Origin of the sequence: Lentzea kristufekii (assembly GCF_033949925.1) — a bacterium.
Taxonomy (GTDB): domain Bacteria; phylum Actinomycetota; class Actinomycetes; order Mycobacteriales; family Pseudonocardiaceae; genus Lentzea; species Lentzea kristufekii.
The window spans coordinates 598,579-614,390 of record NZ_JAXAVV010000001.1 but is presented as its reverse complement, the minus strand read 5'-3'; the positions used below and the strand labels follow the sequence as shown (position 1 = coordinate 614,390).

The following is a 15,812-nucleotide window of genomic DNA, read 5'->3' as shown; positions in this document are numbered from 1 at the left end:
CGTAAGTGCGTGAAACAGGACATCTCGATGCTCCCTGCAACCGACGTGCAGTGGAGGTCGAAGTGGATACAGGGGACACCGCCTGGGTGCTCACCAGCGCCGCATTGGTGCTGCTGATGACGCCGGGCCTTGCCTTCTTCTACGGAGGCATGGTCCGTTCGAAGAGCGTGCTCAACATGATGATGATGAGCCTGGGCGCCATGGCCGTGGTCGGTGTCCTCTGGGTGCTGTTCGGCTACTCGGCGGCATTCGGAGCGGACGTCGGCGGAGGCCTGCTGGGCAAGCCGTTCGAGTTCTTCGGCCTCGACGGGCTGCTCGCCGCCGACTCGCTGGTCGGCAAGCTCCCGAGCACCGTGTTCGTCGCGTTCCAGGCGATGTTCGCGATCATCACGGTCGCGCTGATCTCCGGTGCGATCGCCGACCGCGCCCGCTTCGGCCCGTGGCTGCTGTTCGCGGGCCTGTGGGCCACGATCGTCTACTTCCCGGTCGCGCACTGGGTGTTCGACTTCGACGGCAAGGACGAGGCCGGCAACGTCGTCGACCCCGGCGGCTGGATCGCCAACAAGCTCCTCGCGATCGACTTCGCCGGTGGTACGGCGGTGCACATCAACGCCGGTGCCGCGGGTCTGGCTCTCGCGATCGTGCTCGGCAAGCGCGTCGGCTGGCCCAAGGAGCCGATGAAGCCGCACAGCCTGCCGCTGGTCGTGCTCGGCGCCGGTCTGCTGTGGTTCGGCTGGTTCGGGTTCAACGCCGGTTCGGCCCTGGGCGCGAACGGCACCGCCGGTGTCACCTTCATCAACACCCTCGTCGCCACCTGCGCCGCGATGCTCGGCTGGATGCTGACCGAGCGCATCCGCGACGGCAAGGCCACCACGCTCGGTGCCGCGTCGGGTGTCATCGCCGGTCTGGTCGCCATCACCCCCGCCTGTTCCGCGGTCACCCCGGTCGGCGCCATCGCGATCGGCGCGATCACCGGTGTCCTCTGCGCCCTGGCGGTGTCGCTCAAGTACCGCTTCGGCTTCGACGACTCGCTCGACGTCGTCGGCGTGCACCTCGTCGGTGGTCTGTCCGGCACGATCCTGATCGGTCTGTTCGCCAGCGAGGCGGCCCCGGCCAAGATCAACGGTCTGTTCTACGGCGGTGGCGTCGACCAGCTCTGGCGTCAGGCAGTCGGTGCGTTCGCGGTGCTCGGGTACTCGTTCGTGCTGAGCCTCGCGCTCGGTTACCTGGTGAAGTTCACCGTCGGGTTCCGCGCGTCGGAGGAGGCCGAGGTCGCCAGCATCGACGAGGCTGAGCACGCTGAGCGCGCCTACGAGTACGGCAGCCTCACCAGTGCGCGTGGTACCGGCAAGCCGAGCGTGGCCGCGGGCGCGACCGCGGTTCTCGAGGGGAGCAACAAGAAATGAAGCTGGTCACCGCGATCATCAAGCCGTTCACCCTGGACGACGTGAAGGGCGCCCTCGAACAGCTCGGGGTGCTGGGCATGACGGTCAGTGAAGTGCAGGGCTACGGGCGCCAGAAGGGCCACACCGAGGTCTACCGCGGTGCGGAGTACTCGGTGGACTTCGTGCCCAAGATCAAGATTGAGGTCGTCATCGACGACACGGCCGTCGAGAAGGTGCTGGAAGCGGTGGTCGAGGCCGCCCGCACCGGCAAGATCGGTGACGGCAAGGTGTGGGTGACTCCGGTCGAAACCGTCGTCCGTGTGCGCACGGGCGAACGTGGATCGGACGCGCTCTAACAACATAGGAGACGGCCCGTGGAGAACAACGAAACGGCCGTCGTCACGGCTGACGACCTGGTGCGAGCCCGCGAAAGGCTGCTCGCACCAGGTCGTCGTCGCTTGGCCGCAGAACCGCTGCGCGAGGCACTCGTGGACCTGCACGAGTTCTGGCTGACCAAACATGCGGGGGGAGCGGGGGTATCCGGACCGGGTATCGCGCTCGTGGCGGTCGGCGGGCTGGGGCGGCGTGAGCTCGTGCCCTATTCCGACCTGGATCTGGTCCTGGTGCACAACGGCGTCAAGAACGTCGACGAGATCGCCGAGAAGCTCTGGTATCCACTGTGGAACTCCGGCATCGGGCTCGACCACTCGGTGCGCACCGTGGGGGAAGCTCTGAGGGTCGCCGCCGGTGACCTGAGAACCGCGTTGGGACTGCTGGACATCCGGCACATCGCGGGTGATCCCGAGATCACCCAGAAGCTCGCCGAAGGCGCGAAGCAGGCGTGGCGCGGCAACGTCCGCAACCGGCTGGACGAGATGGCCGAGTCGTCGCAGAAGCGCTGGGCGCGCGGCGGCGAGATCGCGCACCGCGTCGAACCCAACCTGAAGCACGGCCGCGGGGGACTGCGGGACCTCACGCTCCTGGACGCGCTGTCGCTCGCGCAGCTGGTCGACCGGCCGTCCGCCGACGTCGACGAGGCACGCCGGTTGCTGCTGGACGTGCGCACCGAACTTCGCCGGGTGGCGCGGAAACCTCGTGACGTGCTGCGGGCGCAGGACGGTGACGAGGTGGCCTCGGCCCTGGGGCTGGCGGACCGGTTCGCTTTGGCCCGTTCCCTTTCTTCTGCCGCACGCACGGTCGTCTACGCGTTCGACGTGGCCATGCGGGCCGCTCGTGCCGCCGCGCCGAAACGCGGGCTCGGAGCGTTCCTCCGCGGGCAACCGCCGCGCAGGCCGCTGGACGAAGGCGTTGTGCTGCACGGTTCTGAGGTCTCGCTCGCTCGTGACGCGATTCCCAGCCGTGATCCGGCGTTGTTGTTGCGAGTCGCGACGGCGGCGGCTCGCAGCAAGCACCCGATCGCGGCTGGAACGCTGACGCGGCTCGCGGACACGGCGCCGGAGTTGCGCCAGCCGTGGCCGCGCGAGGCCCGCGAGGAACTGCTGGCGTTGCTGGGCAGCGGAAGCGGGCTCGTCGACGTCGTGGAGGCGTTGGACCGCACGGGGTTGTGGGGGCGGCTGTTCCCCGAGTGGGGTGCGGTGCGGGACCTGCCACCGCGCGACGCAGCGCACATGTGGACGGTCGACCGGCATCTCGTGCAGACGGTCGCCCACGCGGCCCGGCTGGCGACGACGGTGGCGAGGCCCGACCTGTTGTTGCTGGGTGCGTTGATCCACGACATCGGGAAGGGCCGGCAGCAGGACCACTCCGAGGTCGGGGCCGCGCTGGCGACCCAGATCGGGGAGCGCATCGGGCTGTGGCCGCAGGACGTCGAGACGTTGTCCGCGATGGTCCGGCACCACCTGTTGCTGCCGCACACCGCGACCCGCCGTGACGTCGAGGACGAGGCGACCGTGCACCGGGTGGTGGAAACCCTCGGCGGCGACGCGATCCTGCTGGAACTGCTGCACGCGCTGGCGGAGTCGGACTCCATCGCGACCGGTCCGGGCGTCTGGACGGACTGGAAGGCCGCGCTGATGGCCGACCTGGTCTCCCGCTGCCGCAAGGCGATGGCGGGGGAGGCGCTGCCCAAGCCGGAACCGCTCGACCCCGTGCACGTGGCGATGGCGGAACGCGTTGCGGCGTCGGGAAAACCGGACGTGCTGCTGGAGAAGCAGGACCACGTGGCGGTCGTGACGGTGATCGCGCCGGACCGGCCGGGTCTGCTGTCCAAAGCCGCCGGTGTGCTCGCGTTGAACTCGCTGGAGGTTCACGCGGCGACGTTGCGCGCGCACGGCGGTGCGACGGTGGACGCGTTCACGGTGTCGCCGCGGTTCGGCTCGCTGCCCGACGCCACCCTGTTGCGCGAACAGCTCTCCAGGGCGATCGAGGGTTCGTTGTCGCTGGCCGACAAGCTCACCGCGAAGGAACGCGACTACGGTGGCCCGCCGCTCGACCCGCCGCCCGCGAAGGTGCTGTGGTTCGACGACGAGGCGACCGGCGCGGTGGTGCTGGAACTGCGCGCCGCCGACCGGATCGGGCTGCTGCACCACGTGGCCGGGGCGCTGGAGCAGTGCGGCGCCGACGTGCAGTGGGCGCGTGTGTCCACGCTGGGAGCGACGGTCGTCGACTCGTTCAGCATCGCGGGTGCGGACCTCGACCGGCGCCGGATCGAACGGGCGGTGCTCGACGCCGCCAGGTAGAGGTTGAGTAGCTCTACGCACAACCTCTCCGGGTGCTCACGCTCCTGCGGGCAGCCGAAACCGGGCAGTGTTCGTGGTGTCCGGAAAGCGTCCTCGAGGGGTGGATCGCTTCCCGGACAGGTAGAGGCGGTGGTGCGCGGTGACGGCGCCGGGGGAGGTACCGGGCACCCGCACCACCGCCGATTCCCTTGTCTGACAACGAGACAGGTTCCTGGACAACCTCCGTCCGGCCTGGGCATGGTCGAGTTCTCGTTGTTCTGACTGGGGAGGAAGAACTTGAGAATCGCCATGGTGGCCGCCGTCGTCGCGGCCCTGACCGTTCCCGCCACCGCACACGCTGCTCCACTTGCCGTGGAGGACCTCGGCACGTTGCCGGGTGATCTGCGCAGCGCCGCGGCCGACATCAACGACTCCGGCACGATCGCCGGTGTCTCCTACGGCGCCGGCACCGCGCAGCACGCCGTGCGGTGGGACCGGTGGGACGGCATCAAGGAGCTCGCCGACCTCGGGTCCGACTCGTGGGCGGCGGCCGTCAACCGGGACAACGTCGTCGTCGGCTACGCGGTGAACGCCGCCGGTCAGGCGCAGGCCGTGAAGTGGCTGCCCTCCGGTTCGCTCGTGCAGCTCGCGGTGGCGGGGGCGACGAGTTCCGTCGCGTACGACGTCAACGACTCGGGCACCGTCACGGGTGCCGCGACGATCAACGGCGTGAGCCAGGCGGTGCTGTGGACCTCGTTCGGCGAGGTGACGGTCCTCGGCGCGGGCAGCGGACTCCACGTCACCAACGGCAACTGGGTGGTCGGGAAGACCGGCGGCGACGTGGTCCGGTGGAATGCTTCGGGCGTGCGGACCGTGCTGGACGCGGGCACGTTCGCCGGCGGCAACCAGCTCGGCGACGCGGTCGGCACCGCGAGCACCGGCGGCGTGCTGTGGCTGCGCGGCGGCAAGACCCAGCTGGGTGCGAGCGCACGGCCGTCCGACATCAACGACAACGGCTTCGCCGTCGGGGACCTCTCGTCGCAGGCGACCCGGTGGGACTACTTCACCGGCGGAGCCGAGACGCTGGCGCCCGCACCGTCGAGCGCTGCCGAGGTGAACAACTCCGGCGTCGTCGCGGGCACGGTCGGCCCTTCGGCCGCCACCTGGGACATGGGCGGCACGCGAACGGTGCTGCCGTCGCTGTCCGGTGCCGCACGTCACTCCGTGACAGGGTTGAGCGAGGTCGGGCAGGTCATCGGCGTCGCGACGTTCGCCGACGGCACCTACCGCGCCGTGGTCTGGCGGTAGAACCCCGTGCATTTCGGCGGAAACGGGACCAAACTGAACGAGAGGGATGGTCGGAACGTCTTCTAGGACATGACCGCCGTGTTGAACACGCAGACCGCAGTCGTCCGAGTGCAGCCGCGCTCGCTCGTAGTCCTCGCCGGAATCCCCGGCGCGGGCAAGACGACCCTGCTCACCCGTCTCGACGCGGACGAGCCGGTCACCGTGCTCGACTCCGACCAAGTGCGCTCGTGGCTGGAGCCGCGCGTACCGCTGCCGTACAAGTACTGGCGCGTGTTCGTGCACCTCACACACCGGATGCGCGTCTTCTGGGCGGCACTGTTCTGCACGGGCCTGCTGGTGGTGCACGAGCCGTCCACCCGGCCCGGCACGCGGTTCATGCTCGTGCTCGCCGGCGTGCTGTCGGGGCGTTCCCGTCACTTCCTGTGGCTGGACGCCTCGGCGGCCCAGGCCCTCGACGGCCAGATCGCCCGCAAGCGCGTCGTGCGCACCCACGCGTTCGAACGCCACGTCCGCCGCGGCTCGTCGATGCGCGCGCAGTTCGAGGCGGGCTGGGTGCCGTTCGGATTCAGCAGCGTGACGCTCCTCACCCGTGCGGGGACCTCAGGTGGTCTGCGCATCATGGTGTCGTGATCAAGGCTGTCCTCTTCGACTTCGCGGGCACCCTCTTCGGGCGTCCTGCCTACCGATGGCTCTCGCCGCCGCACCTCTCGGTGCTGCGCGCACCGGCGCCGTACGTGGCGCGGATGAACGCCGCCGAGCGCGCGGTGTGGGACGCACGCGACCTGACCGCGCTGGCGAACCGGTCGGCCCACTGGATCCTGTTCCGGCTGGCCGGGCTGAGTTTCGACGACCAGCTGTTCCAGCGCCTGCACAACCCGGCGTTCTGGCTGCCCTACGCCGACACGGCCGCCGCACTGGAGGCCGCGCGGCCGCTGAAGGTCGGGGTGCTGAGCAACATCTCGTGGGACATCCGGCGGGTGTTCGCGCGCGAGTCGCTGTCCGTGGACGCCTTCGCGTTGTCCTACGAGCTCGGCGTCTCGAAGCCGTCCGCCCGAGCGTTCGACGCCGCCTGCGTCCGCCTGGACGTGGAGCCGTCCGAGTGCCTGTACGTCGGTGACGACCCGGTCGCGGATGGAGCAGCGGTGGCGGCGGGCCTGCGGTTCGCGCAGATCTCCACTGCTCCGGTCGGCCGCCGCGAGCCGGTGCTCCTGCGGGCCCTGGCGAGCCACGGGATCGGGTGAACGTTCGGTTAGCTAGTCTGGACGACGTGTTCTCCACGCTTTCCGACCGGCTGACCACGGTTCTCCAGGGCCTTCGCGGCAAGGGCCGGCTCAGCGACGCCGACATCGACGCGACCGCCCGCGAGATCAGGGTCGCCCTGCTCGAGGCCGACGTCGCGCTGCCCGTTGTGCGCAACTTCATCGCGAAGGTGAAGGAGCGCGCCAAGGGCGCCGAGGTCCACCAGGCGCTGAACCCGGCGCAGCAGGTCGTGAAGATCGTCAACGAGGAGCTCGTCAACGTCCTCGGTGGCGAGACCCGCAGGCTGAACCTCGCCAAGAACCCGCCCTCGGTGATCATGCTGGCGGGTCTGCAGGGTGCCGGTAAGACGACGCTCGCGGGCAAGCTGGCCAAGTGGCTCAAGGGCCAGGGCCACACGCCGCTGCTCGTCGCCGCCGACCTGCAGCGCCCGAACGCGGTGACGCAGCTCCAGGTCGTCGGTGAGCGCGCGGGCGTGCCCGTCTTCGCTCCCGAGCCCGGCAACGGCGTGGGCAACCCCGTCGAGGTCTCGCGCCGCGGCATCGAGGAGGCCAAGGCCAAGCAGCACGACATCGTCCTCGTCGACACGGCCGGCCGGCTCGGTGTCGACGAAGAGATGATGCAGCAGGCCATCGACATCCGGGCCGCGGTGAACCCGGACGAGATCCTGTTCGTGGTCGACGCGATGGTCGGTCAGGACGCGATCAACACCGCCACGGCGTTCCGCGACGGCGTCGGTTTCACCGGTGTCGTGCTCACCAAGCTCGACGGCGACGCCCGCGGTGGTGCCGCGCTGTCGGTCCGCGAGGTCACCGGCCAGCCGATCCTCTTCGCGTCCAACGGTGAGAAGCTCGAGGACTTCGACGTCTTCCACCCGGACCGGATGGCGTCGCGCATCCTCGGCATGGGTGACGTCCTCACCCTGATCGAGCAGGCCGAGCAGCACTTCGACCAGGACCAGGCCGAGAAGGCCGCGGCGAAGCTGCACTCCGGCCAGTTGACGCTGGAGGACTTCCTCGAGCAGATGCTCGCGATCCGCAAGATGGGCCCGATCGCGAACCTGCTCGGCATGCTGCCCGGCGCCGGGCAGATGAAGGACCAGCTCGGCATGCTGGACGAGAAGCACCTCGACCGCATCCAGGCGATCATCCGCGGCATGACCCCGGCCGAGCGCGACGACCCCAAGATCATCAACGGGTCCCGCCGGCTGCGCATCGCGAACGGCTCCGGCGTCAAGGTCAGCGACGTCAACGACCTGGTCAACCGCTTCTTCGAGGCCCGCAAGATGATGGCGTCGATGGCCGGCCGGATGGGCTTCGGCGGCGGTGGCGGCAGCAAGACCCGCAAGGGCAAGAAGGGGAAGAAGGGCAAGGGCGGACGCGGCCCGACGCCTCCCAAGGTCAAGGGCGGCTTCCCGCCCGGGATGTTCCCCGGTGGCATGCCCGGCATGCCTCCCGGCGGGATCCCCGGCATGCCGCCCGGCGGCCTGCCGAACCTGGGCGGCCTGAACGAGCTTCCTCCCGGCTTCGACCCGTCGAAGTTCAAGTTCGACGGGGACGACAAGAAGAAGTGACCATGCACCTGCGCGGTGTCGTCCTGCCGGACGGAGAGCCGCGAGACCTGTGGGTCGTCAACGGCCGGGTCCGCACCCGGCCGGTGCCGGGCGCGCAGACCGTCGTCGACGGCGGGTTCCTCGTGCCGGGCCTGGTCGACGCGCACTGCCACGTCGGCCTGGGCCCGCAGGGCGGTGTCGAGCTGCCCGAGGCCGTCGAGCAGGCGATCACCGACCGCGACGCGGGCACGTTGCTGATCCGCGACTGCGGCTCACCGATCGACACGACGCCGTTGCAGGAGCGCCTGGACCTGCCGCGGATCATCCGCGCGGGCAAGCACATCTCCCGGCCGAAGCGCTACATCCCGCACATCAGCGTGGAGGTCGAGTCCGACCTGGCGACGGCGGTCGCCGAGCAGGCCGCGTACGGCGACGGCTGGGTCAAGCTCGTCGGCGACTGGATCGACCGCGGCGAGGGCGACCTCGCTCCACTGTGGACGGACGACGAGCTGGCCCAGGCCATCAAGGTCGCCCACGACGCCGGTGCGAAGGTCACGGCCCACGTCTTCGGCGAGGACGCGCTGCCGGGCCTGATCAACGCGGGCATCGACTGCATCGAGCACGGCACCGGCCTGACCGACGACACGATCTCGCTGATGGCCGCGCGCGGCACCGCGCTGGTGCCCACGCTGATCAACATCGAGACGTTCCCCGGCATCGCGGAGAAGGCCGGCAAGTACCCGAAGTACGCGAACCACATGCGTGACCTGCACGCCCGCGTCTCCACCACGGTGGCGTCCGCGATCGAGGCGGGCGTCCCGGTCTACGCGGGCACCGACGCGGGCGGTGGCATCCGGCACGGCCGCATCGTCGACGAGATCGTCGCGCTGCACGGCGTGGGGATGAGCGCTGTGGACGCCATCGGCGCCGCGTCGTGGGGTGCCCGCGAGTGGCTCGGCTTCCCGTCGCTGACCGAGGGCGCGGCCGCGGACATCGTCGTCTACGACGAGGACCCGCGGGAGAACCTGGAGACCCTCCGGTCGCCGCGCATGGTCATGCTCCGGGGCCGCATCCACTAGGCGTGCTGGGCCAGCGCGCCCACCTGGTACGAGCCGCCCTTCTGGCGCGTGATGACGGCCATCCGGTTGGCGGCGTTGATCAGCCCGAGCAGGCAGACCAGCGCCGCGACCTGCTCGTCGTCGAAGTGCTTGCGCACGTTGTCCCAGGTCTCGTCGCTCACGCCCTCCCGGGTGAGCACGGTGCCCTCCTCGGTGAACGCCAGCGCGGCCTGCTCGGCCTCGGTGAACACCGTGGTCTCGCGCCAGCCGGCCACCAGGTGCAGCCGCAGCGGGTCCTCGCCGGCCGCGATGGCCTCCTTGACGTGCATGTCGAGGCAGAAGCCGCAGCCGTTCAGCTGGCTCGCCCGCAGGCTGACCAGTTCCGCGGTGGTGGCGGGCAGCGACGTCTGGTGCACGGCCTGCCCGAGGCCCGCGAACCGCTTCGCGATCTTGCTGCCGGTCTCGGTGCCGAAGAGGTTGAAGCGCGGTTCCATGATCTTTCCTCCCTCGTGGACTTGCTTGACGACCACGAGATGCCGACCACTCGCTCCGTGTGACTGTGATCCAGCCCACTGTCACAAAGTCCGGCGGGCTGGTGTCTTGTGACCATGGATGCCGCCACCGACGCGTTCGTCAGCCACCGCAACCTGCTCTTCACGATCGCCTACGAGATGCTCGGGTCCGCCGCCGACGCGGAGGACGTGCTGCAGGAGACGTGGCTGCGGTGGGCGGGCGTCGACCACGGCACCGTCGAGAACCACCGCGCGTACCTGGTCCGGATCGTCACCCGCCAGGCCCTCGGCCGCCTGCGCACCCTGGGCCGCCGCAAGGAGTCCTACGTGGGTTCCTGGCTCCCGGAGCCGTTGCTCACCACCCCGGACGTCGCCGAGGACGTCGAACTCGCCGACAGCGTCTCGATGGCGATGATGCTGGTCCTCGAAACCCTCACCCCGACCGAACGGGCGGTCTTCGTCCTGCGCGAGGTCTTCGACGTGGACTACGACGAGATCGCGACGGCGCTCGACAAGAACCCGGCCGCGGTCCGCCAGATCGCCCACCGCGCCCGTTCCCACGTCGCCGCCCGCCGCCCGCGCGAGGTCGTGACGCAGGCGGCGTCCCGCGAGGCCCTGGCCGCGTTCCGGCGCGCCACCGAGACGGGAGACCTCCAGGCCCTGCTCGACCTCCTCGCGCCGGACGTCGTGTTCCTCGGCGACGGCGGCGGCGTGAAGCAGGCCGTCCCGCGTCCCGTCGTGGGCTCCTCGAAGGTCGCGCGCATGCTGCTCGGCGGCATGCTGAAGGTGACCGGCTGGACGATGGAGCCGGCCCAGGTCAACGGCTACCCGGCGTTGATCGTGCGGTTCGGCGGCGAACTCGACACGGTGCTCGCGGTGCGGGTGGAGGACGGGCTGATCAGCGGCCTGTACGCGGTGCGCAACCCGGCCAAGCTCTCGCACATGACCGAGGAGACGACCCTGCGCCGGTGATCGGCGGGTCAGGTCAGCCGCGCGGGGTTTAGTCGCAGCGTTCGTGCGCCGATCCAACCACCAGGAGTAGGACACCCGGCGGGGACCCGATCTGACCATTTTTTGACCACGCGCTCGACCGGGTTTCCGTCGGTGCCGCACAGTAGCCTCGGCTTCTGGGCCGGCGTCGATCGCGAGGTGGGCTGATCATGAGGGTGGCATTGCCTGCTGTTCCACCGCTGGTAGCCGCGGTGTGACTAAATTGCAGAGCGTGAGTGAGCCGGAATCCCTGAAGCCGAAGCGCGGCTTCATCGAGAGCGTGCGGGACATCAGCCGCAACCCGGAGCCCGAGCGGGTCGGCCAGCGTTGGGGATTCGGCGCGTTCCTGCTGGTGGAAGCGGTTTTCATCCTGAGCGCCGTGTTCATCACGGCCGTGGGCGCGAGCTTCGGCGCGACGCTGGAGACCTCGACCTCGCTCGTGCTGGTCGGCTCGCTGGTGCCGATCATGCTCGCGGCCGCGGTGGCCATCCTGATCACGTACGTGCGCGGCAACGGTCCCGTCATCGACCTGCGGCTGAGCCTGACCAAGGCGGACGTCGTCTTCGGTCTCAAGATCGGCGTCATCGGCCTGGTGTTCACCTACGTCGCCGCGACCGTGTGGGCGAAGATCGTCGGCAAGGACAACGCCACGAGCGCCATCGGCGAGCTCTTCAGCAACGCGAACCTGCCGCTCGCCGCCGCCATCACGATGTTCCTCTACATGAGCTTCATCGGCCCGATCTGCGAGGAGATCATCTTCCGCGGGCTGCTCTGGGGCGCGGTCGAGCGGCAGGGCTGGAGCAGGTGGGCCGCGTTCGTGCTGACCACGGTGATCTTCGCGCTCAGCCACCTCGAACCGCAGCGCACCTGGCTGCTCCTCGTGATCGCCATCCCCATCGGCGTCGCCCGCCTGATCACCCGCAGCCTCGGGGCGAGCATGGTGGCGCACGTGCTGAACAACTTCCTGCCCGGACTGTCCCTCCTGCTCCTGTCGGTCGGTGTCATCTGATGGACCTGAACAGCGACCTCGGCGAGGGCTTCGGCATCTGGAAGCTCGGCGACGACACCGCGCTGCTGGGCGTCATCACCAGCGCGAACGTCGCGTGCGGCTTCCACGCCGGTGATCCGTCCACGATGCGCAAGGTCTGCGAGGAAGCCGCGAAGAACGGCGTGAAGATCGGCGCCCAGGTGAGCTACCGCGACCTGGCCGGGTTCGGCCGGCGGTTCATCGACGCCGACCCGATCGAGCTCGCGGACGAGGTGCTCTACCAGATCGGTGCGCTCGATGCGTGCGCACGAGCAGCAGGCACCGAGGTCGTGTACGTGAAGCCGCACGGCGCGCTCTACAACGCCACGGTGCAGCACGAGAAGCAGGCCGAGGCGGTCGTGAACGGCACCAAGGCGTTCAAGGACCTGCCGATCCTCGGCCTGCCCGGCTCCCAGTTGCTGGAGAAGGCCTCGCGAGCGGGCTTGAGGCCCGTCCAGGAGGCGTTCGCCGACCGCGGCTACACGCCGGAGGGCACGCTGGTCCCGCGCAGCCGGCCGGACGCACTGCTCACCGGCACCGCGCAGATCGTCGAACGGGCCACCCGGCTGCTCGAGGGCGAACTCGTCGCGGTCGACGGCACCGTCATCAAGACGCAGGCGGAGTCGTTGTGCGTGCACGGCGACACGCCAGGAGCGGTCGCGCACGCGCGTGCGGTTCGGGAAGCGCTCGGCACCGTGACACCGTTCGCGTAGGACCCGATTCGGATCCGCCGGTCCCCATCTGGCACAATTGCCCGCTGTCCGTCGTGGTCGGCCCCTCTGCCCGGGCCACGGCTGTGCGAACCACCAACACAGAGTTCGAGGAGTACAAGGCCAATGGCCGTCAAGATCAAGCTTCAGCGTCTCGGCAAGATCCGCCAGCCGTACTACCGCATCGTGGTCGCCGACGCGCGCACCCGTCGCGACGGCAAGGCCATCGAGACGATCGGCAAGTACCACCCGAAGGACGAGCCGTCGTTCATCGCGGTCGACTCCGAGCGTGCGCAGTACTGGCTGGGTGTCGGCGCGCAGCCGACCGAGTCGGTCCAGCGGATCCTCGAGATCACCGGTGACTGGCAGAAGTTCAAGGGCCTGCCGGGCGCCGAGGGCACCCTGAAGGTCAAGGAGCCGAAGACGTCGAAGGCCGACCTGTTCGCCGCCGCTCTGGCCGCCGCGAACTCGGAGCCGATGACCGACGCCACCACGCCGAAGGCGAAGAAGGCCAAGAAGGCCGACGACGCCCCCAAGGCTGAGGCCGAGGCGCCCAAGGACGAGGCGTGAGTTTGTTGGCTGACGCCCTCGAACACCTCGTTCGCGGCATCGTCGACCACCCGGACGAAGTCCGGGTGAACCTCGTCACGACCCGCCGCGGCCGCACCCTCGAGGTCCACGTCCACCCGGACGACCTCGGCAAGGTGATCGGTCGTGGCGGTCGCACCGCGACGGCTCTGCGTACCGTGATGGCCGGTATCGGCGGTCGTGGTGTGCGGGTCGACGTCGTCGACACCGACCGCTGAACGAAGCTGCAAAGGGCAAATGGACGTCGTCGTCGGCCGCGTGGCCAAGGCGCACGGGATCACCGGTGAACTTTCCGTTGACGTGCGCACTGATTCACCCGAAATGCGGTTCGCGCTAGGAGCCACGCTCCAGGCGAAGCTGCGTGACGGCACGTCCCGAAGCCTCACCGTGTCAGCCGCCCGGCCTCATGCCGGGCGGCTGCTCGTGCGTTTCGAGGAAGTCGTGACACGGGACGTCGCGGAGTCGTTGCGCGGCACGTTGCTGCTGGGCAGCACCGACGACCTGCCGGCGATCGACGACCCGGACGAGTTCTACGACCACGAGCTCGAAGGGCTCGCGGCCGAACTCGTCGACGGCACGAAGATCGGCACGGTCAAGGAGATCCTGCACGGTCCCGGTGGCGAGCTGCTCGTGGTCATCCGTGACCAGGGCGAGGCGCTCATCCCGTTCGTGCGCGAGATCGTGCCCACCGTGGACGTGCGCGGCGGCCGTGTCGTGATCGACCCGCCAGAGGGCCTGCTCGATGCAGATTGACGTCGTCACGATCTTTCCCGAGTACCTCGCGCCGCTGCGCGCGGCGCTGCTCGGGAAGGCGATCGACAAGGGCCTGATCAGCGTCGGCGTGCACGACCTCCGCGACTGGACCCAGGACGTGCACAAGGCTGTCGACGACAGTCCGTACGGCGGTGGGCCCGGCATGGTCATGAAGGCCGACATCTGGGGTCCCGCCCTGGACGACGTGTGCACGGACGAGACGCGTCTCATCGTGCCGACGCCGGCCGGACGTCCGTTCACGCAGGCGGTCGCACACGAGTACGCGAACGAGTCGCACCTCGTGTTCGCGTGCGGTCGCTACGAGGGCATTGACCAGCGTGTGGTCGATGACGCCGCACGGCGCGTCCGCGTCGATGAGGTGTCCATCGGCGACTACGTGCTGGTCGGCGGTGAGGTGGCGGTGCTCGCGATCGTGGAAGCGGTCGCGCGGTTGCTGCCCGGGGTGCTCGGCAACCCGAAGTCGCACGCCGAGGACTCGTTCCAGGACGGGCTGCTCGAAGGGCCGAGCTACACGCGGCCCGAGGTGTGGCGCGACCTGGCGGTGCCGGACGTGCTGCGTTCCGGCAACCACAGGCTGATCAACCGCTGGCGTCGTGACCAGTCACTCGTCAGAACCTTCGAAAGGCGCCCTGACCTGCTGGAATCGCTGCCGGCGGACGCGTTCGACAAGCACGACCGAGCCCTGCTCGCGCGCCTGCGCGAGTGTGGGGACTAGCCCGATTTCATTCCGGAGTGCCTGGTCTGGCACACTGGAACAGTTGCCGAAGCCGGTGTGATACCGGCGTGCGCACACAAGCCGACCCCCATCATGTCGTGCACAGCCATGGAGCATGCTCTGGGGAGTTCAAAACACGTGAGGAACCACCGATGAACATCCTGGACGCGCTTGACGCCCAGTCGCTGCGCACTGACATCCCGGCCTTCCGCGCCGGTGACACGCTGAAGGTTCACGTCCGCGTCATCGAGGGCTCGCGCGAGCGCGTCCAGGTGTTCCAGGGCGTCGTGATCCGTCGTCAGAACGGCGGCATCCGCGAGACCTTCACCGTCCGCAAGGTCTCGTTCGGTGTCGGTGTCGAGCGCACCTTCCCGCTGCACTCCCCGAACATCGCCGAGATCGAGGTCGTCACCCGCGGTGACGTGCGTCGCGCCAAGCTGTACTACCTGCGCGACCTGCGCGGCAAGGCTGCCAAGATCAAGGAGAAGCGCGAGGCCCGTCCGGTCTCCTGATCGGTGGCTTCGAGCCCAGAAGACTTCGAGGACGCCTCCGCACCGGATGAACCGGAGCGGGGGCGTACTCCTGTCTGGAGAGAAGTCCTCTACGTCGTCGTGACCGCCGTCGTGCTGACGGTGCTGATCCAGGCGTTCGTGGCGCGGGTCTACGTGATCCCCTCGGCGTCGATGGAGAACACGCTGCACGGCTGCACCGGCTGCGAGAACGACCGCGTCCTGGTCGACAAGCTCACCTACGGCTTCAGCGACATCGAGCCCGGCGAGGTGGTCGTGTTCCGCGGCCCCGAGGCGTGGACGTCGACGGACTTCCGCAACACCCGGTCCACCAACCCCGTCGCGGGTTTCGTGCAGAACATCGGTTCGCTGCTGGGCATCGCCCCGGCGAACGAGCGCGACTTCGTGAAGCGCGTGATCGCGTTGCCCGGCCAGACGGTGATGTGCTGCGACGAGCAGCACCGTGTCGTTGTGGACGGCAAACCGCTCGATGAGCCGTACGTGCACTGGCAGGCCGGCACTTCGCCCGCCGACCACGAGCCGTTCGCGCCGATCCGCGTACCGGATGGACGGTTGTTCGTGATGGGGGACAACCGGATGAACTCCACCGACTCGCGCAAACAGGGCGGCGGGGGCGTAGCGGGCACCGTGCCGGTCGAGAACGTCATCGGGAAGGCCCGGTACGTCGTTTTCCCGAAAGATCGGTGGAGTGTTGTGTCGGATCACAACCCCCAGCCCCTAGGCTGATC

18 protein-coding genes are annotated in these 15,812 nt (G+C 69.2%); 17 read left to right on the top strand and 1 reads right to left on the bottom strand.

Going from position 1 to position 15,812, the window contains the following annotated elements:
- The first annotated feature begins 62 nt into the window (after positions 1–62).
- The 8 genes from SK571_RS03030 (at position 63) to SK571_RS02995 (ending at position 9,259) form a co-directional block, all read left to right on the top strand.
- A complete protein-coding gene (locus SK571_RS03030) occupies positions 63–1,406 on the top strand; it encodes an ammonium transporter (RefSeq protein WP_319982453.1) in 1,344 nt (447 codons plus the stop codon).
- Entirely contained in the window at positions 1,403–1,741 is a 339-nt protein-coding gene (locus SK571_RS03025) for a P-II family nitrogen regulator (RefSeq protein WP_030479675.1), read from the top strand. The genes SK571_RS03030 and SK571_RS03025 overlap by 4 nt, the downstream gene beginning before the upstream one ends.
- 18 nt (positions 1,742–1,759) lie before the next feature.
- The gene (locus SK571_RS03020; RefSeq protein WP_319982452.1) at positions 1,760–4,084 is read left to right on the top strand and encodes a [protein-PII] uridylyltransferase; all 2,325 of its coding nucleotides are present in this window, start codon (positions 1,760–1,762) and stop codon (positions 4,082–4,084) included.
- Positions 4,085–4,360: 276 nt separating this feature from the next.
- Positions 4,361–5,371: a hypothetical protein gene (locus tag SK571_RS03015; protein ID WP_319982451.1), complete on the top strand. Its 1,011-nt coding sequence runs from the start codon at positions 4,361–4,363 to the stop codon at positions 5,369–5,371.
- Positions 5,372–5,440: 69 nt separating this feature from the next.
- Positions 5,441–6,001, top strand: a complete 561-nt coding sequence (locus SK571_RS03010) for an AAA family ATPase (protein ID WP_319982450.1) — start codon at positions 5,441–5,443, stop codon at positions 5,999–6,001.
- Positions 5,998–6,612: an HAD family hydrolase gene (locus SK571_RS03005; protein WP_319982449.1), complete on the top strand. Its 615-nt coding sequence runs from the start codon at positions 5,998–6,000 to the stop codon at positions 6,610–6,612. Before SK571_RS03010 ends, SK571_RS03005 begins: the two co-directional genes overlap by 4 nt.
- A 26-nt stretch (positions 6,613–6,638) precedes the next feature.
- Positions 6,639–8,201, top strand: coding sequence for a signal recognition particle protein (gene ffh / locus SK571_RS03000; RefSeq protein ID WP_319982448.1), 1,563 nt, complete (start codon positions 6,639–6,641; stop codon positions 8,199–8,201).
- Positions 8,202–8,203: 2 nt separating this feature from the next.
- Positions 8,204–9,259, top strand: a complete 1,056-nt coding sequence (locus SK571_RS02995) for an amidohydrolase family protein (protein WP_319982447.1) — start codon at positions 8,204–8,206, stop codon at positions 9,257–9,259.
- Here SK571_RS02995 and SK571_RS02990 read toward each other — a convergent pair.
- A complete protein-coding gene (locus tag SK571_RS02990; protein WP_090066755.1) occupies positions 9,256–9,732 on the bottom strand; it encodes a carboxymuconolactone decarboxylase family protein in 477 nt (158 codons plus the stop codon). The two genes, SK571_RS02995 and SK571_RS02990, sit on opposite strands and share 4 nt — an antisense overlap.
- A 114-nt stretch (positions 9,733–9,846) precedes the next feature.
- On the opposite strand from SK571_RS02990, the gene SK571_RS02985 reads away from it, so the two are divergent.
- From SK571_RS02985 to lepB, 9 genes are all read left to right on the top strand, one after another.
- On the top strand, positions 9,847–10,722 hold the full coding sequence (locus tag SK571_RS02985) for an RNA polymerase sigma-70 factor (protein ID WP_319982446.1): 876 nt from the start codon (positions 9,847–9,849) through the stop codon (positions 10,720–10,722).
- Positions 10,723–10,972: 250 nt separating this feature from the next.
- A complete protein-coding gene (locus tag SK571_RS02980) occupies positions 10,973–11,749 on the top strand; it encodes a type II CAAX endopeptidase family protein (RefSeq protein WP_319982445.1) in 777 nt (258 codons plus the stop codon).
- Positions 11,749–12,480: a LamB/YcsF family protein gene (locus SK571_RS02975; protein ID WP_319982444.1), complete on the top strand. Its 732-nt coding sequence runs from the start codon at positions 11,749–11,751 to the stop codon at positions 12,478–12,480. The genes SK571_RS02980 and SK571_RS02975 overlap by 1 nt, the downstream gene beginning before the upstream one ends.
- Before the next feature lie 123 nt (positions 12,481–12,603).
- Positions 12,604–13,047, top strand: coding sequence for a 30S ribosomal protein S16 (rpsP, locus tag SK571_RS02970; RefSeq protein ID WP_319982443.1), 444 nt, complete (start codon positions 12,604–12,606; stop codon positions 13,045–13,047).
- Positions 13,044–13,283, top strand: coding sequence for an RNA-binding protein (locus SK571_RS02965; protein ID WP_030479664.1), 240 nt, complete (start codon positions 13,044–13,046; stop codon positions 13,281–13,283). The genes rpsP and SK571_RS02965 overlap by 4 nt, the downstream gene beginning before the upstream one ends.
- Positions 13,284–13,302: 19 nt before the next feature.
- Entirely contained in the window at positions 13,303–13,818 is a 516-nt protein-coding gene (rimM, locus tag SK571_RS02960) for a ribosome maturation factor RimM (protein ID WP_319982442.1), read from the top strand.
- Positions 13,808–14,554: a tRNA (guanosine(37)-N1)-methyltransferase TrmD gene (trmD, locus tag SK571_RS02955; RefSeq protein ID WP_319982441.1), complete on the top strand. Its 747-nt coding sequence runs from the start codon at positions 13,808–13,810 to the stop codon at positions 14,552–14,554. The genes rimM and trmD overlap by 11 nt, the downstream gene beginning before the upstream one ends.
- 152 nt (positions 14,555–14,706) lie before the next feature.
- Positions 14,707–15,066, top strand: coding sequence for a 50S ribosomal protein L19 (gene rplS / locus SK571_RS02950; RefSeq protein ID WP_090013775.1), 360 nt, complete (start codon positions 14,707–14,709; stop codon positions 15,064–15,066).
- 3 nt (positions 15,067–15,069) lie between these two features.
- The gene (gene lepB / locus SK571_RS02945) at positions 15,070–15,810 is read left to right on the top strand and encodes a signal peptidase I (protein WP_406601927.1); all 741 of its coding nucleotides are present in this window, start codon (positions 15,070–15,072) and stop codon (positions 15,808–15,810) included.
- Positions 15,811–15,812 lie beyond the last annotated feature (2 nt).